Genomic DNA, 23,142 nt, shown 5'->3' with positions numbered 1-23,142 from the left:
AAAAAAACGTCCACAGGACTGACTCGCTTCTTTATTTCAAGGCTCGTGAAAAAAACGTCCACAGGACTGACTCGCTTCTTTATTTCAAGGCTCGTGAAAAAACAGTCCACTGGACTGTTTTTTTAGTTATAGTTTTTACTTATAGCTGATTATCAAGAAATAGAATAACGAAAAAGTCATGCATTTCAACGAATAAATGATAGAATAGTTTATAAATTTTAATAGACCAGTATAGCTGGTAGTGATATGTTTTGAGGGGGAGACACCATGAAAAGTGATTGTAGATTGGCAACTATTTTAGCACATGCAGGAATAAAATCAGATGAAGCGACAGGAGCGTTAGCAGCACCTATTCATTTTTCCACAACTTATCAACACCCAGAGTTTGGAAAATCAACAGGTTTTGATTACACAAGAACGAAAAATCCAACACGCGCAACACTTGAAAAGACACTTGCAGCGATTGAAAAAGCAGATTATGCACTTGCAACGTCATCTGGTATGAGTGCTATTGTTTTAGCCTTTGAAATTTTTCCTGTTGGAGCCAAAGTAGTTGCCGCACGTGACTTATATGGTGGCTCTTTCCGTTGGTTCAATGATAAAGAAAAAGAAGGGCGTTTTTCGTTTGAATACACCAATACAGAAGCAGAGCTTTTAGCAGCGATTTCTGATGACACGGATATTGTTTACATTGAGACCCCAACGAACCCACTAATGGTTGAATTTGACATTGAAAAAGTGGCGAATGCGGCTCATGCCAAGGGCGCTAAGCTTATTGTGGACAATACTTTTTACAGCCCAATTTATCAAAATCCAATTCCACTTGGAGCTGATATTGTTGTGCATTCAGCCACAAAATATTTGGCAGGACATAATGATGTCTTAGCAGGCGTTGTGATTACAAACGACAAAGAGACATATGACAAACTTTTCTACAATCTCAATACGACTGGTCCAACTTTATCACCATTTGATTCTTATATGTTGATGCGTGGGCTAAAAACCCTTAAACTTCGCATGGAAAAATCAACTGAAAATGCGCGTGATATTGTTGCATTTTTGGAAAAATTACCTGCTGTTAAAGAAGTGCTTTATACGGGTAAAGGTGGCATGATTTCTTTCAGAGTGGTTGATGAAAGTAAAATTCCAGATATTATCAATAGCCTTGACATCATTACATTTGCAGAAAGTCTTGGTGGTGTGGAAAGTTTAATCACTTACCCAAGAACCCAAACACACGCAGACATTCCTGAAGAGGTTCGTTTGTCTTACGGATTAACCAATGATTTATTGCGCTTATCTATTGGAATCGAAGATGTTGAAGATTTAATTGATGACCTAAAACACGCATTGGAGGCTTAGTATGGGAACATATGATTTTACAACGAGACCAAATCGCCTAACACATTTCACATATAAATGGCAGACGTCTGAAAATGACCCTGACTTGCTTCAACTTTGGGTTGCTGATATGGATTTTTTGCCTGTTCCAGAAATTAAAGAAGCGATTATCGATTATGGACAAGAACACATCTTTGGCTATAATTATTTTAAGGATTCTCTTTATCAATCAGTGATTGATTGGGAAAGAAATGAACACGGCTACAACATCACTAAAGATGACATTTCTTTCATTGACGGTGTTGTTCCTGCCATTTCGGTTGCCATTCAGGCCTTTACTGAAAAAGGCGATGCGGTGCTGATTAATTCGCCAGTTTATTATCCTTTTGCACGGACAATTCGTCTAAATGACCGTAAATTAGTGGAAAATTCTTTGGTTATTAAGAATGGGCATTTTGAAATTGACTTTGACCAACTTGAGAAAGATATCGTTGATAATCAGGTAAAACTTTATGTTTTTTGTAGCCCACACAACCCTGGTGGACGTATCTGGTCAGCACAAGAATTGCAAAAAATCGGTGAGCTTTGTGAAAAACATGGCGTTATCTTGGTTTCAGATGAAATTCATCAAGACTTAGCGCTTTTTGGCAATAAACACCATTCTTTCAATACTATTGATGACCGTTTTAAAGAATTTACGCTTATCCTGTCATCAGCTACGAAAACATTTAACATTGCTGGTACGAAAAACAGCTTTGCGATTATTCAAAATCCGAAACTTCGTAAGCAATTTAAACGTGTCCAATTGGCTAATAATCAACACGAAGTTCCGACTCTGGGAATGATTACGACAGAAACTGCCTTTACTTATGGCAAGCCATGGTTGGAAGAATTAAAAAAAGTTATCGAAGAAAATATTAATTACGTTGTGGATTATTTTGAAGAAAATACCAAGATTAAGGTCATGAAGCCTGAGGGAACTTACCTTGTGTGGCTTGACTTTTCAGCCTATGGCATTGAACAACCACAATTAGATGAAAAACTTCAAAAAGAAGCAAAAGTGGTGTTAAATGACGGCGCACATTTCGGAAAAGAAGGCAAAAGTTTTGCTCGTCTAAACGTTGCTGCACCACTAGAAACTGTAAAAGAAGCCAGCAAACGCATCGCTAGCGTCTTTGGAAAGTAAAGACATCAGTCCAATTGGCTGATGTTTTTTTCATAAAACTGAGAATAATGACTAATTTTAAAAAAGTATGACATTCGTCATAATTAGTGAGCATATTTTGCCATTTTCTGCTATAATTGATAAGGTTAAACTAAATTCAGTATAAAAGGAGTACATCATGGGAAAATTCCAAGTTATCTCACACCCGCTTATCCAACACAAATTATCAATCTTGCGTCGCACAACAACTTCAACTAAAGATTTTCGTGAATTAGTTAACGAAATTGCAATGCTTATGGGTTATGAAGTATTGCGCGACCTTCCACTTGAAGATGTTGAAATCGAGACACCGATTACAAAAACAACTCAAAAACAATTAGCTGGTAAAAAATTAGCAATTGTTCCTATTTTACGTGCTGGTATCGGTATGGTTGACGGTTTCCTTAGCTTAGTTCCAGCTGCTAAAGTTGGTCATATTGGAATGTATCGTGATGAAGAAACATTGCAACCTGTTGAATACCTTGTGAAATTACCAGAAGATATTGACCAACGTCAAATTTTTGTGGTTGACCCAATGCTTGCAACAGGTGGTTCAGCTATTTTAGCCGTTGATTCTCTTAAAAAACGTGGCGCAGCTAACATTAAATTTGTTTGTCTCGTATCTGCACCAGAAGGTGTTAAAGCTCTCCAAGAGGCACACCCAGATATCGACATTTACACAGCCACTCTTGACGAAAAACTTAACGAACATGGTTACATCGTTCCAGGTCTTGGTGACGCTGGTGACCGCCTATTCGGTACAAAATAAGATTAAGTTGATTGCTTAACTAATAATAAAAAAGTTTGTGTTCTATAATGAACGCAAACTTTTTGTTAGTCGTGGATAGCGCTAGAAATATTTTTGGCAAATTGTTGCGCTGCTAAGGGAAGTGTCTGCCAATTTTTCCATGCAAGAACAACGGTTCTAAATGGATTTTCGCTAATCTGACGAACAGCTAAATCCTCAAGAGATAAGCCATCAAGGAAATTTTCATAAAGCAAACTGACTCCCAATCCTTGTCGAATCATCTCCAAGATCGTATAGTCGTCATAAATTTCATAGGTAAAGGTCGGCACGATATTTTCCTTGGCAAAGGCGGTACGTGTCAAACTGTGGTCACCTTCATCGAGTAGAATTAACTCTGTCTGAGCTAAATCAGCCAGTGAGATTTCGGATTGCTGAGCTAAGGGGTGTTTGCTAGGCAAGACGGCGTAAAGAGAATCTTGATAGAGAATTTGCGATTGCAGTTGCCCAACGTAGTCCATATGGGTAAATCCTAAATCAACTTGCCCAGTTTCTAGCCATTGGTAAATACTAGTATATTCTCCCTGTTTGAGCACAAAATTGACACTTGGATAATTCGCCTTGAATGCTTTGATAAAAGGTAAAATGAAATTCCGACTAGCCGACGTAAAGATACCAATACGTATCTCGGCTTTATCCAACCCTTGCAATTCCTTGATTTTTTTGGTTGGCTGTTTTTCACCTTGGACGATTTGTTGGAAATAAGGATAAAGTGTTTGTCCGTCTTTTGTGAGCTTTATTCCCTCATTGCCACGCGTTAGTAAACGTGTTCCAATCTCTTCTTCGAGATTTTTAATCGTCTGGCTGACAGCACTCTGTGAATAATTTAGTTGCTTTGCTGTTTTGGTAAATGAGCCCAATTCAATAACTGAGCAAAAAATAGCATATTTTGAAACCATAACTGTATCTCCTAATAAGTAAAACTTATAGTTATATTATAAACTTTAATTTTACTTATGACTAATGTCAACTTATAATAAAACAAGAAATGAAAAATCGAGAGGTGACGTTATGATTCAGAAACACGCTAAATTGTTTTCAGCAACTGTTCCTCTTGCGTGGGGAATGTCTTATCTTTTTGTGGCACTTGGAGCTTCTGAAATTCCAGCCATAGAGTTAGTCTCTTTACGCTGTGGTCTAGCTTTTGTGGCACTCGTTTTGCTTTTTTTCCGCCATTTGCAAAAGACGTTCTCGTGGAAAATGATGATTTACAGTGCATTTGCAGGATTATTACTATTTGCTGTCTTTTATGGCTTAGTCGTTGGTGTCGTTGACACATCAGCTTCAACAGCAGGATTTCTGGCTTCTACTACGGTAGTTATTGTTCCTATCATTCAGGCTATGATGACACGAAAAATACCAGATTTAAAGACAATAGTAGCAATTCTGATTGTTTTATCAGGGCTTTTTTTATTGACTGGTGCCGATTTATCGCAATTTAATTTCGGCGCGATTATGTGTCTAATGGCTGCAGCTTTATATGCTATCTATATCATTCTCTCTAAATATTTTGTTGAGCGAGTAGATGCGATGAGTTTGGGCATTTGGCAGTTGGGCTTTGCTAGTCTCTATGCTTTAATGGGGACGTTTGTGCTTGAAAGACCTGTTTTGCCTCATAGTGGGACGGTTTGGGCAGCTGTCCTTGGTTTAGCATTGATTTGTTCAGCTTATGGTTGGGTGATGCAAACTATTGTTCAAGCTTATGTCAGCGCAGAATTTACTAGTTTTATGTTTTCGCTAGAACCTATTTTTACAGCCTTTTTTGCCCTTTTATTTTTTGGAGAATGGCTGAGCGGTTTAGCTTATTTGGGAACTGTTTTGATTTTTATCGGTGTGGTTTTAGTGACTTATCAGCCTAAAAAAGACAAGCAATCCATTTTACTTCAGGAAAAAATCAATTATTAACGTTTTTTATTTGACCTTTTTTGACCAATTGACTATAATAGTTTCAGATTGATTATTAAAACCAGACATGGACTAAAAGGTGATAGTCACCATTTCAATTTGTCCGTGTATCTTAATAAAGGAGAAAATATATGATTCCTGTAGTTATTGAACAAACGAGCCGTGGCGAACGCTCATACGATATTTATTCACGCCTTTTGAAAGACCGTATTATCATGTTGACTGGACCAGTTGAAGATAATATGGCTAACTCTATCATTGCCCAATTGTTGTTCCTTGATGCACAAGATAACACTAAAGATATTTACCTTTATGTTAATACTCCTGGTGGTTCAGTATCAGCAGGACTTGCCATTGTTGATACAATGAATTTCATTAAATCAGATGTTCAAACAATTGTTATGGGGATGGCAGCTTCAATGGGAACTGTTATTGCGTCATCAGGTGCAAAAGGTAAACGTTTCATGTTGCCAAATGCTGAATACATGATTCACCAACCAATGGGTGGTACTGGTGGCGGTACACAACAAACAGATATGGCAATTGCTGCCGAACACCTTTTGAAAATACGTCAAAACTTGGAACAAATTTTGGCTGACAACTCTGGTCAAACATTGGAAAAAGTTCACGCTGACGCCGAACGTGATAACTGGATGAGCGCACAAGAAACCCTCGAATACGGCTTCATCGACGAAATCATGGTAAACAACGAATTAAACTAATTGAAGATAATACTATATTAAGCCCACCTTTGGTGGGTTTTTTTGTTCTGAGCTGACCGAGGATACATTTAACGTTAATTGTGGTATAATCGTTTTATGTTGACAATTGATGAACAATTATTTGATATTGATGAGGCTATTGATGAGGTTGTCGCATCCTTTCTTGAGTTGGAAAGTGTCAAAGACTATCGGAAAGCACGTGAGGTTTTCTTGGCAGATACTATGCTTCAGGAAAAAATTATGCATTTTCAAGCCTTGAAACAAAGCTATGAAGATGCTAAGCCGTATGCAGCTTTTCGACCAGAAGTTGCTGAAATGCGTCATCAACTTTTTAAGGAAAAAAGAGCCATTGACATCAACGAAAAAGTGAGTCAATTGCGACAAAGTGAAGTTGCTGTTCAAAAAATTTTAGCAGAACTATCACAAAAAATCTCATCAGCTATTTCATCTGATATTTTTGTAGATACAGGTTTGCCTTTGGCACCACATAAATCACACCATGGGAATTGTAGTAAAGGAGGACGGAAAAAGCATGTTTAAAAAGCAGGAACGTCAGGGGATTATCGTTTATTTATACTATAATCGTGATGCTCGAAAATTAAATAAATATGGTGATGTTTTATACCATTCGCGTAAAATGCGATATCAGGTCTTGTATGTGAATAAAGAAGAAGCAGAAGATATCGCAAAAGAAATTTCAGAATTGAAATTTGTTAAAGAAGTATCATTATCACAGTTTGATAATATCGATAAAAATTTTGTAGGCAATTTAGCTCGTTTTTGATATAATATAATCTTGTATGACTAAGAAGTACGCAAAGAATATTGACAATTTTCTGATAATTCAGTATTCTCTGAAGTAACTTTTTATTAGAAATTTAAGGAGAGAAATTCTTATGCATAAAAAGATTGCGCTTACAGCGCTAACTTTTTTAGCCTCAATTGCTTTAGCAGCTTGTAGTAAGTCGCCAGATGTCACTGCAAATGCCACAGGAACAACGATTGGTGACACCTTGAAAATTGGTGTTAACCTTGAATTGACTGGTGCAGTAGCTGCTTATGGTAATGCAGAAAATGACGGTATTAAACTTGCCGTTGAAGAGATTAATAAAGCTGGCGGTGTTGATGGTAAAAAAATCGAACTCGTTACGAAAGATAATAAATCTGAAAACGCGGAAGCTTCTACCGCAGCGACTAACTTGGCTATTCAAAGTCAAGTTAATGCCATGATTGGTCCAGCCACTTCTGGTGCGGTTTCTGCCGCTAGTTTGAATGCCCAGAAAACAGGTGTTCCGTTGTTGACTCCAAGTGGCACACAGGATGATTTGACAGTGGATAGTGATGGCGTTAAAAAGTACGTTTTCCGTACGACTTTCCAAGACAGCTTCCAAGGTCAAGTTTTAGCACAGTACGCTTATAGCAATTTGAATGCTAAAAAGGTTGTTCTTTATTATGATAACTCAAGTGACTATGCTAAAGGGATTGCTGAGGAATTCCAAGAAAAATATCAAGGAGAGATTGTTGCAACAGCGACATTTGCTTCAGGGGATAAAGATTTCCAATCAGCCTTGACAAAATTCAAAAACTTGGATTATGATGCGATTGTAATGCCAGGTTATTATACAGAAACTGGTATCATTACAAAACAAGCGCGTGATATGGGTATCGAAGTTCCAATTTTGGGACCTGATGGATTCAATGATGATAGCTTTGCTGACTTGGCTGGTACAGCAAATACGCATGATGTTTATTACGTATCAGGTTATTCAACGAAAACAGCACTTTCAGATAAAGCAACAGAATTTATTGCAGCATATAAAGAAAAATACGGTTCAGAACCAAATATGTTTGCAGCGCTTGCTTATGACTCTGTTTATATGATTGCAAAAGCAGCAGAAGGCGCAGAGACTTCTATTGATATTGCTAATAACTTAGCAAATCTGACAGATTTTGAAGGTGTTACTGGTACAATGACTATCGATGAAGATCATAACCCAATCAAGACAGCCTTGATGGTTAAGATGAAAGATGGTGTTGAAGATTCGGCTGAAGCCGTTGAAATTACAGGAGATAACTAGAGGTCATTTTCCTTTAGCTTTATATCACATAACTAGAAAGTTTGGTATTATATGTTTTTAGAACAGCTCCCCCAACAACTGGTTAATGGTATTATTCTAGGAAGTATCTATGCGTTACTTGCTCTCGGTTATACCATGGTTTATGGGATTATTAAATTAATTAATTTTGCTCATGGCGATATCTATATGCTAGGTGCATTTATCGGTTACTATGCTATTAGTAGCCTTCACATGAATTTCTGGATTGCACTCATTTTTACAATGATTGCAACAGCTTGTCTGGGAATGATTATTGAGTTTTTGGCTTATCGTCCATTACGTCATTCGACGCGTATTGCAGCTTTGATTACGGCGATTGGTGTGTCATTCTTCCTTGAATATGGCATGGTTTTCTTGGTCGGCGCAAATACACGTTCATTCCCGCAAGCTATCGACATTGTCAGCTATAAGATTGGCTCTGTAACGGTGACAAACATTCAATTGTTGATTTTGATTGTTTCCCTTGTTTTGATGGTTGCGTTGCAATTAATCGTTAAGAAAACAAAAATGGGGAAAGCAATGCGTGCTGTATCTGTTGATAGCGATGCAGCTGAATTAATGGGAATTAACGTCAATTCAACAATTAGTTTCACATTTGCGCTTGGTTCAGCACTTGCAGGTGCCGCAGGTGTGTTAATCGGTCTTTACTATAACTCAATTGAACCATTAATGGGGATGACACCTGGTATTAAAGCCTTCGTTGCCGCTGTTCTTGGTGGTATCGGCATTATTCCAGGGGCAGCTTTAGGTGGATTTGTTATTGGTATTTTGGAAACTTTATCAATTTCGCTCAACCTTTCAAGTTATCGTGATGCCATTGTTTACGGTGTTTTAATTATCATTCTTTTGGTAAGACCTGCTGGTATTCTTGGCAAAAACGTGAAAGAGAAGGTGTAGAAAATGAAAAAGAATCTAAAAATCAATCTTTCTTGGCTTGCTTTGATTGTTGTTCTTTTTGGGATCTTAGAATTTCTAGCAACAACTAATATTTTGAACCTTTACTACATTCAAATTCTCATGGGGATTGGGATTAGTATTTTAATGGGACTTGGTACTAACCTTGTGCTCGGTTTCTCAGGACAATTCACACTTGGACAAGCTGGGTTTATGGCAATCGGTGCTTATGCAACAGCGATTATCACACAACAAAATCCAACTTACGGTGGTTTCTATTTCTCAATGCTTGTTGGGATTGTGATTGCTGTTCTTGTGGCGCTTGTCTTTGGTATTCCAACACTTCGTTTGAAAGGTGACTACCTTGCGATTGCAACGCTTGGTATGGCTGAAATTATCCGTATTGTTATTGTCAATGGTGGCGATTTAACCAACGGTGCGGCTGGTTTGACAGGAATTTTGCCATACACAACATGGCCAGTTATCTTTATCTTTGTCGTTGCAATTACGATTTTGATTTTAAATTTCCTACGTTCATCTATTGGACGTCAAGTTATTTCTGTTCGTGAAGATGAGATTGCAGCAGAAGCAATGGGTGTCAACGTCACAAGAATGAAAGTCTTGATTTTTGTAATGGGAGCTATCATTTCAGCTATTGCTGGCTCACTTTACGTTGGTTACATCGGAACAGTTGTACCAAAAGACTTTACTATCATGAAATCAATTGATTACTTGATTATTGCCGTTCTTGGTGGGCTTGGTTCTATCACAGGAACTATTCTAGCAGCCATTGTTTTAGGAATTCTTAACATGTTCTTGCAAAACGTTTCAAACCTCCGTATGATTATCTATTCATTGGCATTAATCTTGGTAATGATTTTCCGTCCAGGAGGACTTTTAGGAACAAAAGAATTCACATTATCACGTTTCTTTAATAAAACTAAGGGGGGCAATCATTAATGGCACTTCTTGATGTTAAAAATTTAACCAAAAATTTCGGTGGTTTGACAGCCGTTGGTGATGTCACAATGCATTTAAATGAGGGAGAATTAGTTGGTCTTATTGGTCCAAACGGTGCTGGTAAAACAACGCTTTTCAACCTTTTAACAGGTGTCTATGAACCAAGCGAAGGTTCAGTTTCTTTGGATGGCACATTGTTAAATAGCAAGAAACCTTATAAAATCGCATCACTTGGTCTTTCACGTACTTTCCAGAACATCCGTCTCTTTAAAGATATGACCGTTTTGGAAAATGTACTTGTTGGCATGGCTAATCAAAATAAATCACATGTCTTTGCAAGCTTTCTTCGTTTGCCAAAATTCTATCAAAGCGAGGAAGAGTTGCGCCAAAAAGCTATGGATTTGTTAGCTATCTTTAATTTGGATGGGGATGCAGATACCCTAGCTAAAAATCTTCCTTACGGTCAGCAACGTCGTTTGGAAATTGTGCGTGCCCTTGCAACTGAACCCAAAATTCTCTTTTTAGATGAACCTGCTGCTGGGATGAACCCACAAGAAACAGCAGAATTGACACAGTTAATTCGTCAAATCAAAGAAGAATTTGACATTACCATTATGCTTATCGAACACGATATGAGCCTTGTAATGGAAGTGACAGAACGTATTTACGTTCTTGAATATGGACGTTTAATTGCTCACGGTACACCTGATGAAATCAAAAATAATCAACGTGTTATTGAAGCTTATCTTGGAGGTGAAGGATAATGACAATGTTAAAAGTTGATAATTTATCAGTCCATTACGGCGTTATCCAAGCTGTAAAAGATGTTTCTTTTGAAGTCAATGAAGGAGAAGTTGTCACACTTATCGGTGCCAATGGTGCTGGTAAAACTTCTATTCTTCGTACGATTTCTGGTTTAGTTCGTCCAAGTGCTGGTAAAATCGAATTTTTAGGACAAGAGATTCAAAAAGAACCCGCTCGAAAAATCGTTGCTAGTGGTTTGTCACAAGTTCCTGAAGGGCGCCATGTTTTCCCAGGCTTAACTGTGCTTGAAAACCTTGAACTGGGAGCTTTCTTGCGTAATGATCGTGAAGAAAATCAAAAGAATTTGAAGAAAGTTTTTGACCGTTTTCCACGACTTGAAGAGCGTAAATCGCAGGATGCAGCCACACTTTCAGGTGGTGAGCAACAAATGCTTGCTATGGGACGTGCTTTGATGAGTCAGCCCAAATTACTTCTTCTTGATGAACCGTCAATGGGGCTTGCGCCAATTTTTATCCAAGAAATCTTTGACATCATTCAAGATATTCAAAAACAAGGAACAACTGTCTTGTTGATTGAACAAAATGCCAATAAAGCGTTAGCGATTGCTGACCGCGGTTATGTTTTAGAAACAGGAAAAATTGTTCTTTCAGGAACAGGTAAAGAATTGTTAGAATCAGAAGAAGTTCGCAAGGCTTACCTCGGTGGCTAACAAACCGTTAACTGAATTTAGTATTTAACCAAGTCTAGGATAGTTGTTATCCTAGGCTTTTTATCATTAACAACATTCTCGTCTGCTTTATTTTCATTATTTTTTCAATCTTTGGTGAAACCGTTTGCGGTTTGTGGTATAATAATAACAAGAAAATAATGCGGAGAATTGTTATGGCAGTAAAAGATTTTATGACTAAAAAAGTTGTTTATGTGTCTCCTGATACAACAGTAGCACATGCGGCTGATATGATGAGAGAACAAGGCTTGCGTCGCTTGCCTGTTATCGAAAATGATAAGCTTGTCGGGATTGTTACCGAAAGAACAATGGCAGAAGCTAGTCCTTCAAAAGCAACGACTTTGTCAATTTATGAGATGAATTATTTGCTTAATAAAACTAAAATTCGTGACGTGATGATTCGCGATGTTGTGACGGTTTCACCGTACGCAAGTCTAGAAGATGCGATTTATACCATGATGAAAAATCGTGTTGGAATTGTTCCTGTTGTCGAAAGCGGCCAAGTCTATGGTGTCATCACAGATAAAGATGTTTTCAAAGCTTTTCTTGAAATTTCTGGTTATGGCGAAGAAGGTATTCGCGTGGCTATTTCGGCTGATGATACGGTTGGAACTTTGGCAAAAATTGTAGATACGATTTCAAACGACAATCTCAATATCAAACGTACCGTTGTTGCCACTCGTAAATCTGGAAAAGTTGCTATTGAAATTCAAATCGACGGTAAAGCTGACGTTGCAGATTTGCGTGAAAAATTGCTTAACCAAGGCATTCAAGTTGATGCGATTGAATTAACAGAAGCAAAATCATTGGATTGATTGGTAATCTAACTGAGAGAGCAGAATTTAGTTTCAAACTAGGTTCTGTTTTTTTGAGGGACGAGATGTAAAGTCATGTTTATTAACTTTTTATGCTTGAATCCAATAAGTTAGCGAATTTGCTAGTGTTATTTTTGCCTGTTTTTTGTTAAAATAGAAGCATAGAAAGAATTTTAAGGAATTTTCATGAAAAACGGTATAATTATTTCATTTGAAGGTCCAGATGGGGCTGGAAAAACCACAGTTTTAGAACAAGTTCTTCCAGTTTTGCAAGAAAAGGGCTATGATATTGTAACCACACGTGAACCTGGTGGTGTTGAAATTGCAGAGCGTATTCGTGATGTCATCTTAGATGTCAATCACGTTGCTATGGATAGTAAGACAGAGTTGCTCTTGTATATGGCAGCAAGACGTCAACATTATGTTGAGAAGGTTCTGCCAGCTTTAGAGGCTGGTAAAGTGGTCTTGATTGACCGTTTTATTGATAGTTCAATCGCTTACCAAGGCGCTGGACGTGGCTTGGATAAAGATATCATTACGAGATTAAATGACTTTGCAACAGACGGTAGAAAACCAGACTTGACGCTTTATTTTGATGTTGAATCAGAAATTGGTTTAGCCAGAATTGCTAAAAATGCTGAGCGTGAAGTTAATCGACTTGATTTGGAAAAAATAGACATGCACAAGCGTGTTCGAAAAGGTTATTTAGCCTTGGCTGAACAAGAAAAACGTATTGTGACTATTGATGCGTCACGTGAATTGGCAGATGTCGTGTCAGAGACACTTCATACCATTTTTGAACAGTTAGCAAAAAATGAGTAGAGGGATTTAGATGGAATTAGAGCACTTGCAACCCCAACTTTTTAAAGAGTTTAATCAAATTTTGAAATCAGATAGGATGAACCACGCCTATCTTTTTTCAGGGGATTTTGCGAGCTTTGATTTTGCTCTTTACCTTGCTAAAAGTCGTTTTTGCGAAAATCTCCAAGATGGTTTGCCATGTGGGGAATGCCGTGAGTGTCAGTTAATTGCTGAAAATGAATTTTCGGATGTTAAGATTGTCAAACCAAGCGGGCAAGTTATCAAAACTGATACGATTCGTGAATTGATGCGCGATTTCTCACGTTCAGGTTTTGAAGGTAAATCACAAGTTTTCATCATTCAAGATTGTGAAAAAGTGCATGTTAATGCTGCAAATAGCCTTTTGAAATTCATTGAAGAACCGCAAAGTTCTTCCTACATGATTTTGTTGACTAGTGATGAAAATAAGGTTTTGCCGACGATTAAAAGTCGAACACAGATTTTCCGTTTTCCGAAAAATAAGCCGCTGTTGATTGAGCAAGCTGAAAAAGCTGGAGTTTTGAAAACACAAGCAGAAATATTAGCAGAATTGGCAAAAACACCGAAGCACCTTGATGAATTGATGCAAGATAAAAAAATATTGGATGTCATTCAAACTTGTGAGCGTTTTGTCACGGTTCTGTTTAAGGAAAAAATGCTAGCTTATTTAGAAACAGGGCGTTTGGTTCAAGTTGCTTTAGAAAAATCTGACCAAGAACTTGTTTTTCAACTCTTGCCGCTATTTTTAGCAAAGCAATTTAATCAAAAAGAAAGTTTGGTTTATTTAGAAAAAAGTTATAAGGCGCAACAAATGTGGAAAAGCAATGTAAGCTTCCAAAATGCGCTAGAATATATGGTGATTTCATGACAGAAGTATTGAGCGTAAAATACGAAGAAACAGGCAGTATTGTCTATGTTTTACCAAATAAAAAATATAAACTCGGCGATTATGTCGTCGTCAAAAATAAAAAAGGGTGTCGTTTGGCGCAAGTTGTCACTAGCAACGAAGTCATCGATGAGGTCAAATTACCTGCTGAGATGGATTCTGTGACGCGTCTTGCCAACGAAAAAGATAAACAAGCCTTCCAAGAAAATATTGACTTAGCGAAGCATTCGTTTTCAACGGTTAATGAGCTGATTTTAGCCAATGACCTAAAAATGAAAGTGATTGATATTATTTTCCCGTTGGAAAGAAGCTATGTGCTTATCACGTTTTCAGCAGAAGAACGTGTTGATTTTCGTCAATTGCTACGTGACTTAGCAGGTCATTTCAAAACAAGAATTGAACTTCGCCAAATCAATAGTCGCGAAGAAGCTAAGGTTTATGGTGGTGTTGGACCGTGTGGTCGTGCCCTTTGCTGTTCAAGCTTCTTGGGAGAATTTCCACCTGTATCTATTAAAATGGTCAAAAATCAAGGAATGTCACTCAGCACAGGAAAAACAGCAGGCATCTGTGGACGTTTGATGTGTTGTTTGAGTTTTGAAGATGACTTTTATAAAACCTCTAAGGAGAAATTCCCTGATGTGGGAACGGAGATTGAAACAGCTGATGGCTTGGGAGTTATTGCGGGGATTGATGTGTTTTCTGATACCGTCAAAGTTCGTTTACCAGAAAAACACACGCTTTTAACCTATGCTTTAGAGGAGGTCAAAGTACGTGGATAAAAAAGAATTGTTTGATGCCTTTGATGGTTTTTCACAAAATTTAATGATTACCTTGGCTGAAATTGAAGCCATGAAAAAGCAAGTGCAATCGCTCCTAGAGGAAAATACAGCTTTGCGTCTTGAAAATGATAAAATTCGCACGCGCCTAGCTCAACTTGAGCAAGATACGCCAGCTAAATCTTCTAAGCAAGGAAAACGATATATCGAAGGCATTTACCATGATGGTTTCCATATTTGCAACGACTACTATGGTCAACGTCGTGAAAACGATGAAGAATGTATGTTTTGTATGGAAGTTTTAGATAGGGAGTAACTGCCTATGAAAGTACAAAAAAGTTTTAAAAATCAGACAACCTATGGCAAGTTATATCTTGTTCCAACACCAATTGGCAATATGCAAGACATGACTTATCGTGCCGTGGAAATGCTAAAAAATGCTGATTTTGTCTGTGCAGAAGATACTCGCAATACAGGACTTTTGCTGAAACATTTTGACATTTCAGCCAAGCAAATTAGCTTTCATGAACACAATGCCTATGAAAAAATTCCTGAATTGATTGCTCTGATGAAAGAAGGAAAAATTTTGGCACAAGTGTCTGATGCTGGGATGCCTTCTATTTCTGATCCAGGTCATGATTTAGTAAAAGCAGCTATCGCTGAAGAGATTCCTGTCGTTGCTATCCCAGGGGCTTCTGCTGGGATTACGGCGCTTATTGCGAGTGGTTTAGCACCGCAACCGCATATTTTTTACGGTTTCTTGCCAAGAAAAGCTAAGCAGCAGAAGGAATTTTTTGAAGCTAAGAAACAGTATCCTGAAACACAAATTTTTTATGAATCACCTTACCGTGTCGCAGATACATTGGACAATATGTTAGCAATATATGGTGACAGAAAAATTGTTTTGGTTCGTGAGTTAACAAAACTTTATGAAGAATATCAGCGCGGATACATCTCAGAAATTTTGGAATACATTGCCCAAAATCCTTTAAAAGGAGAGTGTTTAATCGTTGTATCTGGTCAAGACGAGACAGTGACATCAGAAGAGATGCCAGAAGATGTCAATCCTGCTGAACTCGTTGCTCAGTTAGTCGAAGCTGGTGACAAACCAAATCAAGCCATTAAAAAAATAGCTAAAACTTATGGTTTAAACCGCCAAGAAGTTTACAATGCTTATCATCAACTTTAAAGATTATTAATCAGTTGAGACAACCACCGATGATTATGGAGTTATCATCGGTGTTTTTTTGTCTTCAAAGCTTTTTTACTTAGATTTTACAATTCTATGTTAGAAAATATAACATCAATAGTTATATCGAAAATAGCGACTTAACTAACATTTCTATGTCAAGTCATATAATTGATAAAAACAGTATTATCAAGGGAAGAAGAAAGTTTTTAAATGCCGAAAATGGCTAACATTTTATGTAATAAATACAGAAAATTTAGAAAATTTACTAAAAAACACTTTACTTCACCAAAAAATAATGTTATATTATCTAACATAAAATCTCACAACGCTTGTTGTAGTATTTTAGAAAATTGACTTTAAGGTTTAAAGTCTTAAAATATAAAAGGAGTTTTTGATATGGATGCAGGAAGTATAGCTTTTATGATTATCTGTGCTAGCCTAGTCTTTTTGATGACACCAGGTTTAGCATTCTTCTATGGTGGTTTAGGGAGACGCAAAAATGTCATTAATACAATGATGATGTGTGTGATTCCGATTGCTGTTGCTTCAGTAATGTGGATGATTTGTGGGTATTCCCTTTCATTTGGTGGTGATGGAAGCCTAATTGGTAATTTCTCGCATCTCTTTTTCAATGGTGTTAGCGAAACGGCTAGCACACGTGGTTTAGAAATTCCTGATGCGTTATTCGCAGCGTTCCAAATGATGTTTCCAATCATTACGGTTGCCATTTTAACAGGAGCGGCAGCAGGACGTATGCGTTTTACACCTTTGATTATTTTCATCATTTTCTGGCTTCTCTTGGTTTATTTCCCATTTGCTCATATGGTCTGGGATGAAGGGCTTTTGGCTCAATGGGGAACAATTGACTTTGCTGGTGGTGATGTTGTTCATATTACCTCTGGGGTTTCAGGTTTAGTTTTGGCATTGGTACTTGGAAAACGTCGAGATTATAACCGTTTAGAATACCGTCCGCATAACGTGCCATTTGTTTTCCTTGGTGCAGGTCTTCTCTGGTTTGGTTGGTTTGGATTCAATGCTGGTTCTGCCCTTGCAGCAGACGGGCTTGCAGTCCATGCCTTTGTCACAACACACATTTCAGCAGCGGCAGCAATGTTGTCTTGGTTGCTTGTTGAAAAAGTGTTAACTGGAAAATTCTCACTTGTTGGTGCTTCAACAGGATTGGTAGCAGGGCTCGTCGCTATCACGCCAGGAGCAGGTTTTGTTTCAACTTGGAGCTCTCTTCTCATCGGTCTTTGCGTTAGCCCAGTTTGTTATTTTGCGATTTCAGTTCTTAAGAGTAAATTCGGTTATGATGATGCTTTAGATGCCTTTGGTTGTCATGGTATCGGAGGGATCTTTGGTGGTTTGGTAACAGGACTTTTCACTACACCAGAACTCGCTCTTGACGGAAACAATATCGGTTTAATCTATGGTAATGCGCATTTATTCCTAGTAACAGTAGCAGCTATCATTTTTACAATTGTTTGGTCAGCGGTAGCAACTTTTGTTATTATTAAAGTGATTTCAATCTTCACAAGTATTCGTGTTGAGGATCGTGCGGAAGCTATTGGTCTTGATGATAGTGAGCATGAAGAAACAGCTTACCCAACATTTATGGGGCTTGATTCATAATTAAAGGATAGTTAGAAATCTGAGCTAAATAGAAACGTTTAGAAAGAGAGTGTATTATGAAAAAAATAGAGGCGATTATCCGTTCAGACCGTTTGGAAGATCTCAAAGATGCCTTATCTAAAGCAGGATTTACCAAGGGAATGACAGTCAGTCAAGTGCTTGGTTATGGAAACCAACGCGGTTTTGCAGAATATGTTCGTGGTCAAAAGATTGTGCCAACTTTGCTTGCGAAAGTAAAAGTTGAAATTGTGACACACGATGCGGCGGTTGATGAAATTGTGGATATCATCTGCAAAGCTGTTCGTACAGGTGAAGTTGGAGATGGTAAAATTTTTATTCTTCCGATTGAAGAAGTTGTTCGTATTCGGACAGGAGAACGAGGTGGTGATGCCGTTTAAGTTTTAAAATCTCCGAAGTTTAGTCAAGCAAAAATAGTGGTAGAAAACCTGAATTCTTAAAGGATTCGGGTTTTTGGGTATAAAAAAGCTGAGACAAAACTGTCCAGCTTCTTTGTTTATATAGTTATTATTTACAAGACGCAATTAATTTTTGTTCCGTGCGCAGCTTGGGCACCTGTTTTTTCAATAAGTTCTTGGTAATTATCAGCTGTGACACCGCCACCAATCATGATTTCAATACGACCGTCAGCGTGATCAACAAGCTCTTTAAGGTGAGCAATGTTTTCAAAAATGTCATTATTTTGAGCAGACCCGTGTGTCAAAATACGTGTAAAGCCTAATTCAACCAATTGGTCGAGTGCTTCTTTTTGCTCTTCAAGCGGAATGTGGTCAAAAGCCATGTGAAAAACAAGTGGCAATCCTTGTGTGGCAGGAAGAAGTTGTTCGATACCATCTTGGTCGATGTGATTATCTTCTGTTAATAATCCCAAAACTAAACTGTCACTTTCAAGTTCAACGGCATGAAGAATATCGTCTTCCATGATGCGAAGTTCGCTATCATTATAGACAAAGTTACCACCACGAGGGCGAATCATTGTTGCTAGTGCGATGTCTTTTTCATGCAGGTAGCGTGCCGCTTCTTTGATAACACCATAAGATGGCGTTGTACCTCCAACGGCTAAATTATCACAAAGTTCAACACGTTTAACAGACTGATCGAGTTGATTGAGAAGTGTTGTATTTTCGGCACAAAATTCTTTGATAATCATTTGGACTCCTTAATTATTTACTACTTATCATTATATCATGATTATTTATAAATATTTTGAGTAAAAAATCTCAAAAATCTTTACAAAATTCAGAAAATTGTGTTATAATTTATACCATTATACGGAGGTATTTTTATGACAATTTACAATTTCTCTGCAGGTCCTGCAGTGTTACCGAAACCAGTGCTTGAACAAGCACAGCGTGAAATGCTTGACTACCAAGGTAGCGGCATGAGTGTTTTAGAAATGTCCCACCGTTCCAAAGAGTTTGATAATATCATTAAAGAAGCAGAACAATTATTGCGTGAATTAATGGCTATTCCAGATAATTATAAAGTGATGTTCCTTCAAGGTGGTGCATCTACGCAATTTACAATGCTTCCTTTAAACCTTGCTAAGGGACGTAAGGCATATTATCTAGTTGGTGGTTCGTGGGGTAAAAAAGCTTATGCAGAAGCTGTTAAATTGTCCAAAACTGTTCCTTTTGAACCATTGCTACTAGCATCATCTGAAGATACAGTATATGACCATATCCCTACTTTTGATTCAAAAGATATTGACCCAGAAGCTGCTTATGTTCACATCACAACAAACAATACAATTGAAGGAACGTCTATTTATGATCTTCCTGATACAAATGGTGTGCCAATTGTAGCGGATATGTCTTCAAATATTCTGGCTGTACGTTACAACGTTGAAGATTTTGCTTTGATTTATGCAGGTGCCCAAAAGAACATTGGTCCTGCAGGGGTTACAGTTGTAATCGTCCGTGAAGATTTCTTGAATGATGAACCAACGCTTTCTGCTATGCTTGATTACCGTATCCAAGCAGAAGCGGGTTCACTTTACAATACACCGCCTGCATATAACATCTATATTGCAAAACTTGTTTTTGAATGGGTGAAAGCTTTCGGTGGTGTTGATAAAATGGAAGCTGCTAACCGCGAAAAATCAGGTTTGTTGTACGATTTCATTGACCAATCTGACTTCTATACAAACCCTGTTAAAAATCCAGCAGAACGTTCAGTAGCTAATATTCCATTTGTAACACCAAGTAAAGAACTTGATGCTAAATTTGTTGCTGAAGCAACGCCGCTTGGATTTAAAAATATCAAAGGTCACCGCTCTGTGGGTGGTATGCGTGCTAGTCTTTACAATGCATTCCCACGTCAAGGGGTACTTGATTTGATTGAATTCATGAAAAAATTTGAAGCTGAAAATAAATAATTGTTTTATTACCACTTTCGCATCGAATTTGTTATAAAATAGATTCATAATCATTAGAAGAGGTAATAATATGGAAATTAGACAAGCTTTTCCCAATGAAGTCGACCAAATCATGCTCGTTATTGAGGACGCACGAAAACAATTGGCAGCAAGCGGTAGTAATCAATGGCAAGGGAAATATCCTGATGAGGATACGATTTATGATGACGTTTTGACTGGTCAAGGGTATGTAGCCTTATTAGATGGGCAAATTGTAGCCTATGCAGCTGTTATCACTGATGGTGACCCTGCTTATGACAAGATTTACGATGGTCAGTGGAAACACAATAATCACCGTTACATCACATTTCACCGTGTTGCTGTTTTGTCTAGCGTGACTGGTCGAAAGGTTGCTCAAACATTTCTTCAAGGATTGATTGAAGGAACTGATGGACATGATTTCCGTTGTGACACCCATGAAAAGAATGGTGCCATGCAACACATTTTTGAGAAACTTGGTTATGTCTATTGTGGAAAAGTGCCAATTGATGGTGAACGTCTAGCTTATCAAAAAATTAAAACTAAGGATGAGAATGCTCTCTATCAAGAAGTTGATGAGGCTGATCACCATAGTTATTAACAATAACGGAAAAGGAAGGCTTTTTGTAGCCTTTGTGTGAAATAAATGGTATATAGTGTTAAAACGTTTAATAATATTAATCAAGTAGGGCTTAAAGAATTAGGAAATCATTTTCAAATTGATGGTGAGTTAGCTGAGAATCCAGATGCCTATATTCTTCGTAGTCAAAATTTGCATGGAACAGTATTTCCAGAAAATTTAAAAGCGATTGCGCGTGCAGGTGCAGGAACAAATAATATTCCGATTGATGAAGCAACGGCAGCAGGGATTGTTGTCTTTAATACGCCTGGTGCAAATGCTAATGCTGTAAAAGAAGCTGTTCTTGCTTCTATCTTGATGTCAGCGCGTGACTACATCGCTGCTAATGCGTGGGTAAACACCCTTTCTGGTGATGATGTTCCAAAACAAGTCGAAGCTGGTAAGAAACAATTTGCTGGTAATGAAATTTCTGGTAAAACGCTAGGCGTTATCGGACTTGGTGCTATCGGTGGTCGTATTGCTAACTATGCACAACGTCTTGGTATGAATGTTCTAGGGTATGATCCATATGTTTCTATTGAAACGGCTTGGAATATTTCTCATCACGTCAAACGTGTGGCTGACGTCAAAGAAATCTTTGCGAATTCTGATTATATCACTGTTCATGTGCCTTTGACTGATGAAACACGCCATACATTTGATAGTGAAGCGTTTGGTTTGATGCAAAAAGGAACGGTTGTTATCAATTTTGCGCGTGGTGAATTGGTTGATAATGCGGCGCTTTTTGAAGCTATTGAAGCTGGTGTTGTGAAACGTTACATTACCGACTTTGGTACAGAAGAGTTGCTTAACAAAGATAAAATCACAGTTTTTCCTCACGTAGGTGGTTCAACGGCTGAAGCTGAACTTAATTGTGCGATTATGGCTGGTAAGACAATTCGTCAATTCATGGAAACAGGTGAGATTACTAACTCTGTTAACTTTCCAAATGTTCATCAAGCATTGACTGCACCGTATCGTATCACATTGATTAATAAAAATGTGCCAAATATCGTTGCTAAAATTTCAACAGCGGTATCTGACTTAGGCATTAATATTGATAATATCATCAATCGTTCAAAAGGTGACTATGCTTATACGCTACTTGACCTTGATGAAACTGATAAGGCGAAAATTGATCACTTAGTTGCTAATTTTGAAGCTAGTGATAATATCGTTCGTGTACGTTTAATCACGAAAAAATAACAATAGAGATTGGAAGAGTTGGGAGTATTTCTCAGCTCTTTTTTTCTTTTTTTGCTATAATGGTTAAAACGATTTCAAAATTAGGGGAGGGAGATAGTTTATGGATAAAAAGCAATTAAAAGAATACCAAAAACAGTTAAGAGAACGATTTTTCAGTGTTCGATTTGATAATAAAAAACAAAATTTGGTTCTGTTAGTTGACTGTGAAACTGGAGTAGAATATCTTGGAGTGACGGTTGGTCTAGGTGATCCTTCGGGGATAACACCTTTACTTAATGCGGATGGGACACCTAAGATTAATACAGAATGGCAGAACCATCAGTTATAGATAAGGAAGCAGAGCTTGCTTTTTCTATTAGGCATATGGATTAAGTGGGAGTGATAAAATGTTAAGAAAGTTGGTTTATCAGTCTGAGTTAGGAGAAATAGTAGTATTAGCTAATGAAAAAGGGCTCTTAGGTTGCTATTTTCTAGGACAAAAGTATTTTGAATATGGTTATGAACGCGAAAAAATTATTGAAGAAACGACCATTTTTTTAGATGAGGCAAAAGTTTGGTTGGATGATTATTTTGCTGGTAAAAATCCCGACCCGAGTCGATTGACCTTGGTGCCTTATGGTACGGCTTTTCAGAGGAAAGTTTGGAAAGTCTTAGCGCAAATTCCTTATGGGGAGACAATGACCTATGGACAAATTGCCGAAAAAATTAACTGTGGTTCGGCACAAGCCGTTGGTGGGGCTGTTGGTAAAAATCCCTTGTCTATCATTGTTCCCTGTCACCGTGTTTTAGGAAATCAAGGGCAATTAACAGGCTATGCTGGCGGAGTAGAGCGAAAGTGTTGGCTATTGGAACATGAGAAAGCTAATTTTTAGAAGGAGAAAGAAATGTTTACTTTTTATGAATATCCAAAATGTAGTACGTGTCGCCGTGCTAAGGCGGAATTGCAAGAATTAGGTGTTGATTTTGTAGCTGTCGATATTACAGTTGATACACCTAAGGCAGAACAATTGAAAGAATGGATTGAAAATTCAACATATACTATCAAGAATTTTTTCAACACTAGCGGACAAGTCTACCGTGCACTTGGCTTAAAAGATAAAATCGATAGTTTGTCAATTGATGAGGCAGCAAGCCTCTTGGCTTCAGATGGTATGCTCATCAAACGTCCAGTATTGGTTAAAGATAATCAAGTCTTACAACTTGGTCACCGCAAATCCTATGCGGAATTGCTAGAAAAATAAAATCAACCACTTTCGTTATAGAAAGTGGTTTTTTGTGGGAATTTTTGCCCAATGAAAATTAGACTGGTGAGCCGATGTTGAT

The 23,142-nt window shown here is 37.7% G+C and carries 28 protein-coding genes; 26 read left to right on the top strand and 2 right to left on the bottom strand.

Features of this window, described 5'->3' with window-relative positions; genetic code table 11:
* Positions 1-267 precede the first annotated feature (267 nt).
* The 3 genes from BTR42_RS09795 (at position 268) to upp (ending at position 3,314) form a co-directional block, all read left to right on the top strand.
* Positions 268-1,362: a cystathionine gamma-synthase gene (locus BTR42_RS09795; RefSeq protein ID WP_009854766.1), complete on the top strand. Its 1,095-nt coding sequence runs from the start codon at positions 268-270 to the stop codon at positions 1,360-1,362.
* A gap of 1 nt (position 1,363) precedes the next feature.
* Positions 1,364-2,527, top strand: a complete 1,164-nt coding sequence (locus BTR42_RS09790) for a MalY/PatB family protein (protein ID WP_077497519.1) — start codon at positions 1,364-1,366, stop codon at positions 2,525-2,527.
* Positions 2,528-2,684: 157 nt separating this feature from the next.
* On the top strand, positions 2,685-3,314 hold the full coding sequence (gene upp, locus BTR42_RS09785) for a uracil phosphoribosyltransferase (protein WP_003066034.1): 630 nt from the start codon (positions 2,685-2,687) through the stop codon (positions 3,312-3,314).
* Between the two features lie 65 nt (positions 3,315-3,379).
* On the opposite strand, the gene BTR42_RS09780 is transcribed toward upp, so the two are convergent.
* Positions 3,380-4,249 carry a LysR family transcriptional regulator gene (locus BTR42_RS09780; RefSeq protein ID WP_077497517.1) on the bottom strand — a complete coding sequence of 290 codons (870 nt, stop codon included), beginning with the start codon at positions 4,247-4,249 and terminating at the stop codon, positions 3,380-3,382.
* 112 nt (positions 4,250-4,361) lie between these two features.
* Here BTR42_RS09780 and BTR42_RS09775 point away from each other — a divergent pair, with 112 nt between their 5' ends.
* From BTR42_RS09775 to BTR42_RS09695, 17 genes are all read left to right on the top strand, one after another.
* The gene (locus tag BTR42_RS09775; protein ID WP_077497515.1) at positions 4,362-5,255 is read left to right on the top strand and encodes a DMT family transporter; all 894 of its coding nucleotides are present in this window, start codon (positions 4,362-4,364) and stop codon (positions 5,253-5,255) included.
* A gap of 131 nt (positions 5,256-5,386) precedes the next feature.
* On the top strand, positions 5,387-5,977 hold the full coding sequence (locus BTR42_RS09770; RefSeq protein ID WP_077497513.1) for an ATP-dependent Clp protease proteolytic subunit: 591 nt from the start codon (positions 5,387-5,389) through the stop codon (positions 5,975-5,977).
* 96 nt (positions 5,978-6,073) lie between these two features.
* Positions 6,074-6,517 (top strand): YlbF/YmcA family competence regulator, encoded by a 444-nt coding sequence (locus tag BTR42_RS09765; protein ID WP_009854762.1) that lies wholly within the window; start codon positions 6,074-6,076, stop codon positions 6,515-6,517.
* A complete protein-coding gene (locus BTR42_RS09760) occupies positions 6,510-6,761 on the top strand; it encodes a YlbG family protein (RefSeq protein WP_009854761.1) in 252 nt (83 codons plus the stop codon). The genes BTR42_RS09765 and BTR42_RS09760 overlap by 8 nt, the downstream gene beginning before the upstream one ends.
* Positions 6,762-6,873: 112 nt before the next feature.
* Positions 6,874-8,055: an ABC transporter substrate-binding protein gene (locus tag BTR42_RS09755; protein ID WP_009854760.1), complete on the top strand. Its 1,182-nt coding sequence runs from the start codon at positions 6,874-6,876 to the stop codon at positions 8,053-8,055.
* Between the two features lie 51 nt (positions 8,056-8,106).
* The gene (locus BTR42_RS09750; protein ID WP_009854759.1) at positions 8,107-8,991 is read left to right on the top strand and encodes a branched-chain amino acid ABC transporter permease; all 885 of its coding nucleotides are present in this window, start codon (positions 8,107-8,109) and stop codon (positions 8,989-8,991) included.
* A 3-nt stretch (positions 8,992-8,994) separates the two neighbouring features.
* Positions 8,995-9,948 carry a branched-chain amino acid ABC transporter permease gene (locus BTR42_RS09745; RefSeq protein WP_009854758.1) on the top strand — a complete coding sequence of 318 codons (954 nt, stop codon included), beginning with the start codon at positions 8,995-8,997 and terminating at the stop codon, positions 9,946-9,948.
* Positions 9,948-10,712 (top strand): ABC transporter ATP-binding protein, encoded by a 765-nt coding sequence (locus tag BTR42_RS09740; protein WP_003066020.1) that lies wholly within the window; start codon positions 9,948-9,950, stop codon positions 10,710-10,712. Before BTR42_RS09745 ends, BTR42_RS09740 begins: the two co-directional genes overlap by 1 nt.
* Positions 10,712-11,422, top strand: a complete 711-nt coding sequence (locus BTR42_RS09735) for an ABC transporter ATP-binding protein (RefSeq protein ID WP_009854757.1) — start codon at positions 10,712-10,714, stop codon at positions 11,420-11,422. The genes BTR42_RS09740 and BTR42_RS09735 overlap by 1 nt, the downstream gene beginning before the upstream one ends.
* A gap of 173 nt (positions 11,423-11,595) precedes the next feature.
* Complete coding sequence (locus tag BTR42_RS09730) at positions 11,596-12,255, top strand: CBS domain-containing protein (protein ID WP_012962376.1); 660 nt, start codon at positions 11,596-11,598, stop codon at positions 12,253-12,255.
* A gap of 186 nt (positions 12,256-12,441) precedes the next feature.
* Positions 12,442-13,077: a dTMP kinase gene (tmk, locus tag BTR42_RS09725; protein WP_061458340.1), complete on the top strand. Its 636-nt coding sequence runs from the start codon at positions 12,442-12,444 to the stop codon at positions 13,075-13,077.
* 10 nt (positions 13,078-13,087) lie between these two features.
* Positions 13,088-13,963 carry a DNA polymerase III subunit delta' gene (locus tag BTR42_RS09720; protein WP_077497511.1) on the top strand — a complete coding sequence of 292 codons (876 nt, stop codon included), beginning with the start codon at positions 13,088-13,090 and terminating at the stop codon, positions 13,961-13,963.
* Positions 13,960-14,760, top strand: a complete 801-nt coding sequence (locus BTR42_RS09715; RefSeq protein ID WP_009854753.1) for a PSP1 domain-containing protein — start codon at positions 13,960-13,962, stop codon at positions 14,758-14,760. Before BTR42_RS09720 ends, BTR42_RS09715 begins: the two co-directional genes overlap by 4 nt.
* A complete protein-coding gene (yabA, locus tag BTR42_RS09710) occupies positions 14,753-15,073 on the top strand; it encodes a DNA replication initiation control protein YabA (RefSeq protein WP_003066006.1) in 321 nt (106 codons plus the stop codon). Before BTR42_RS09715 ends, yabA begins: the two co-directional genes overlap by 8 nt.
* Positions 15,074-15,079: 6 nt before the next feature.
* Positions 15,080-15,946 carry a 16S rRNA (cytidine(1402)-2'-O)-methyltransferase gene (rsmI, locus tag BTR42_RS09705; protein WP_013643330.1) on the top strand — a complete coding sequence of 289 codons (867 nt, stop codon included), beginning with the start codon at positions 15,080-15,082 and terminating at the stop codon, positions 15,944-15,946.
* Between the two features lie 399 nt (positions 15,947-16,345).
* Positions 16,346-17,581 (top strand): ammonium transporter, encoded by a 1,236-nt coding sequence (locus tag BTR42_RS09700; protein ID WP_013643329.1) that lies wholly within the window; start codon positions 16,346-16,348, stop codon positions 17,579-17,581.
* A 56-nt stretch (positions 17,582-17,637) separates the two neighbouring features.
* Entirely contained in the window at positions 17,638-17,979 is a 342-nt protein-coding gene (locus tag BTR42_RS09695; RefSeq protein WP_003066000.1) for a P-II family nitrogen regulator, read from the top strand.
* A 131-nt stretch (positions 17,980-18,110) separates the two neighbouring features.
* Here the strand turns inward: BTR42_RS09695 and BTR42_RS09690 are convergent, their stop codons facing one another.
* A complete protein-coding gene (locus tag BTR42_RS09690) occupies positions 18,111-18,749 on the bottom strand; it encodes a copper homeostasis protein CutC (RefSeq protein WP_013643328.1) in 639 nt (212 codons plus the stop codon).
* A gap of 135 nt (positions 18,750-18,884) precedes the next feature.
* Between BTR42_RS09690 and serC the strand changes: the two genes are divergently transcribed.
* The 6 genes from serC to BTR42_RS09660 all read left to right on the top strand — a co-directional run bounded on the left by serC (position 18,885) and on the right by BTR42_RS09660 (position 23,060).
* The gene (serC, locus tag BTR42_RS09685; protein WP_003065993.1) at positions 18,885-19,976 is read left to right on the top strand and encodes a 3-phosphoserine/phosphohydroxythreonine transaminase; all 1,092 of its coding nucleotides are present in this window, start codon (positions 18,885-18,887) and stop codon (positions 19,974-19,976) included.
* Between the two features lie 70 nt (positions 19,977-20,046).
* Complete coding sequence (locus tag BTR42_RS09680) at positions 20,047-20,595, top strand: GNAT family N-acetyltransferase (protein WP_003065991.1); 549 nt, start codon at positions 20,047-20,049, stop codon at positions 20,593-20,595.
* Between the two features lie 45 nt (positions 20,596-20,640).
* The gene (locus tag BTR42_RS09675; RefSeq protein WP_074581466.1) at positions 20,641-21,819 is read left to right on the top strand and encodes a 3-phosphoglycerate dehydrogenase family protein; all 1,179 of its coding nucleotides are present in this window, start codon (positions 20,641-20,643) and stop codon (positions 21,817-21,819) included.
* Positions 21,820-21,919: 100 nt separating this feature from the next.
* Positions 21,920-22,147, top strand: coding sequence for a DUF6440 family protein (locus BTR42_RS09670; protein ID WP_077497509.1), 228 nt, complete (start codon positions 21,920-21,922; stop codon positions 22,145-22,147).
* A 58-nt stretch (positions 22,148-22,205) separates the two neighbouring features.
* Positions 22,206-22,691 (top strand): methylated-DNA--[protein]-cysteine S-methyltransferase, encoded by a 486-nt coding sequence (locus BTR42_RS09665; RefSeq protein ID WP_061458335.1) that lies wholly within the window; start codon positions 22,206-22,208, stop codon positions 22,689-22,691.
* A 12-nt stretch (positions 22,692-22,703) separates the two neighbouring features.
* On the top strand, positions 22,704-23,060 hold the full coding sequence (locus BTR42_RS09660) for an arsenate reductase family protein (protein WP_009854745.1): 357 nt from the start codon (positions 22,704-22,706) through the stop codon (positions 23,058-23,060).
* The last annotated feature ends 82 nt before the right edge of the window (positions 23,061-23,142 follow it).

Origin of the sequence: Streptococcus gallolyticus subsp. gallolyticus DSM 16831, from assembly GCF_002000985.1 — a bacterium.
In the GTDB taxonomy this organism is placed as follows: domain Bacteria; phylum Bacillota; class Bacilli; order Lactobacillales; family Streptococcaceae; genus Streptococcus; species Streptococcus gallolyticus.
The sequence above is the reverse complement of the archived record's forward strand: the minus strand, read 5'-3'. Positions and strand labels throughout refer to the sequence as shown.

Coding starts and splice junctions, on each gene's coding strand:
- BTR42_RS09795 (WP_009854766.1), top strand. CDS start 268: ATGAAAAGTGATTGTAGATTGGCAACTATTTTAGCACATGCAGGAATA.
- BTR42_RS09790 (WP_077497519.1), top strand. CDS start 1,364: ATGGGAACATATGATTTTACAACGAGACCAAATCGCCTAACACATTTC.
- upp (WP_003066034.1), top strand. CDS start 2,685: ATGGGAAAATTCCAAGTTATCTCACACCCGCTTATCCAACACAAATTA.
- BTR42_RS09780 (WP_077497517.1), bottom strand. CDS start 4,249: ATGGTTTCAAAATATGCTATTTTTTGCTCAGTTATTGAATTGGGCTCA.
- BTR42_RS09775 (WP_077497515.1), top strand. CDS start 4,362: ATGATTCAGAAACACGCTAAATTGTTTTCAGCAACTGTTCCTCTTGCG.
- BTR42_RS09770 (WP_077497513.1), top strand. CDS start 5,387: ATGATTCCTGTAGTTATTGAACAAACGAGCCGTGGCGAACGCTCATAC.
- BTR42_RS09765 (WP_009854762.1), top strand. CDS start 6,074: ATGTTGACAATTGATGAACAATTATTTGATATTGATGAGGCTATTGAT.
- BTR42_RS09760 (WP_009854761.1), top strand. CDS start 6,510: ATGTTTAAAAAGCAGGAACGTCAGGGGATTATCGTTTATTTATACTAT.
- BTR42_RS09755 (WP_009854760.1), top strand. CDS start 6,874: ATGCATAAAAAGATTGCGCTTACAGCGCTAACTTTTTTAGCCTCAATT.
- BTR42_RS09750 (WP_009854759.1), top strand. CDS start 8,107: ATGTTTTTAGAACAGCTCCCCCAACAACTGGTTAATGGTATTATTCTA.
- BTR42_RS09745 (WP_009854758.1), top strand. CDS start 8,995: ATGAAAAAGAATCTAAAAATCAATCTTTCTTGGCTTGCTTTGATTGTT.
- BTR42_RS09740 (WP_003066020.1), top strand. CDS start 9,948: ATGGCACTTCTTGATGTTAAAAATTTAACCAAAAATTTCGGTGGTTTG.
- BTR42_RS09735 (WP_009854757.1), top strand. CDS start 10,712: ATGACAATGTTAAAAGTTGATAATTTATCAGTCCATTACGGCGTTATC.
- BTR42_RS09730 (WP_012962376.1), top strand. CDS start 11,596: ATGGCAGTAAAAGATTTTATGACTAAAAAAGTTGTTTATGTGTCTCCT.
- tmk (WP_061458340.1), top strand. CDS start 12,442: ATGAAAAACGGTATAATTATTTCATTTGAAGGTCCAGATGGGGCTGGA.
- BTR42_RS09720 (WP_077497511.1), top strand. CDS start 13,088: ATGGAATTAGAGCACTTGCAACCCCAACTTTTTAAAGAGTTTAATCAA.
- BTR42_RS09715 (WP_009854753.1), top strand. CDS start 13,960: ATGACAGAAGTATTGAGCGTAAAATACGAAGAAACAGGCAGTATTGTC.
- rsmI (WP_013643330.1), top strand. CDS start 15,080: ATGAAAGTACAAAAAAGTTTTAAAAATCAGACAACCTATGGCAAGTTA.
- BTR42_RS09700 (WP_013643329.1), top strand. CDS start 16,346: ATGGATGCAGGAAGTATAGCTTTTATGATTATCTGTGCTAGCCTAGTC.
- BTR42_RS09695 (WP_003066000.1), top strand. CDS start 17,638: ATGAAAAAAATAGAGGCGATTATCCGTTCAGACCGTTTGGAAGATCTC.
- BTR42_RS09690 (WP_013643328.1), bottom strand. CDS start 18,749: ATGATTATCAAAGAATTTTGTGCCGAAAATACAACACTTCTCAATCAA.
- serC (WP_003065993.1), top strand. CDS start 18,885: ATGACAATTTACAATTTCTCTGCAGGTCCTGCAGTGTTACCGAAACCA.
- BTR42_RS09680 (WP_003065991.1), top strand. CDS start 20,047: ATGGAAATTAGACAAGCTTTTCCCAATGAAGTCGACCAAATCATGCTC.
- BTR42_RS09675 (WP_074581466.1), top strand. CDS start 20,641: ATGGTATATAGTGTTAAAACGTTTAATAATATTAATCAAGTAGGGCTT.
- BTR42_RS09670 (WP_077497509.1), top strand. CDS start 21,920: ATGGATAAAAAGCAATTAAAAGAATACCAAAAACAGTTAAGAGAACGA.
- BTR42_RS09665 (WP_061458335.1), top strand. CDS start 22,206: ATGTTAAGAAAGTTGGTTTATCAGTCTGAGTTAGGAGAAATAGTAGTA.
- BTR42_RS09660 (WP_009854745.1), top strand. CDS start 22,704: ATGTTTACTTTTTATGAATATCCAAAATGTAGTACGTGTCGCCGTGCT.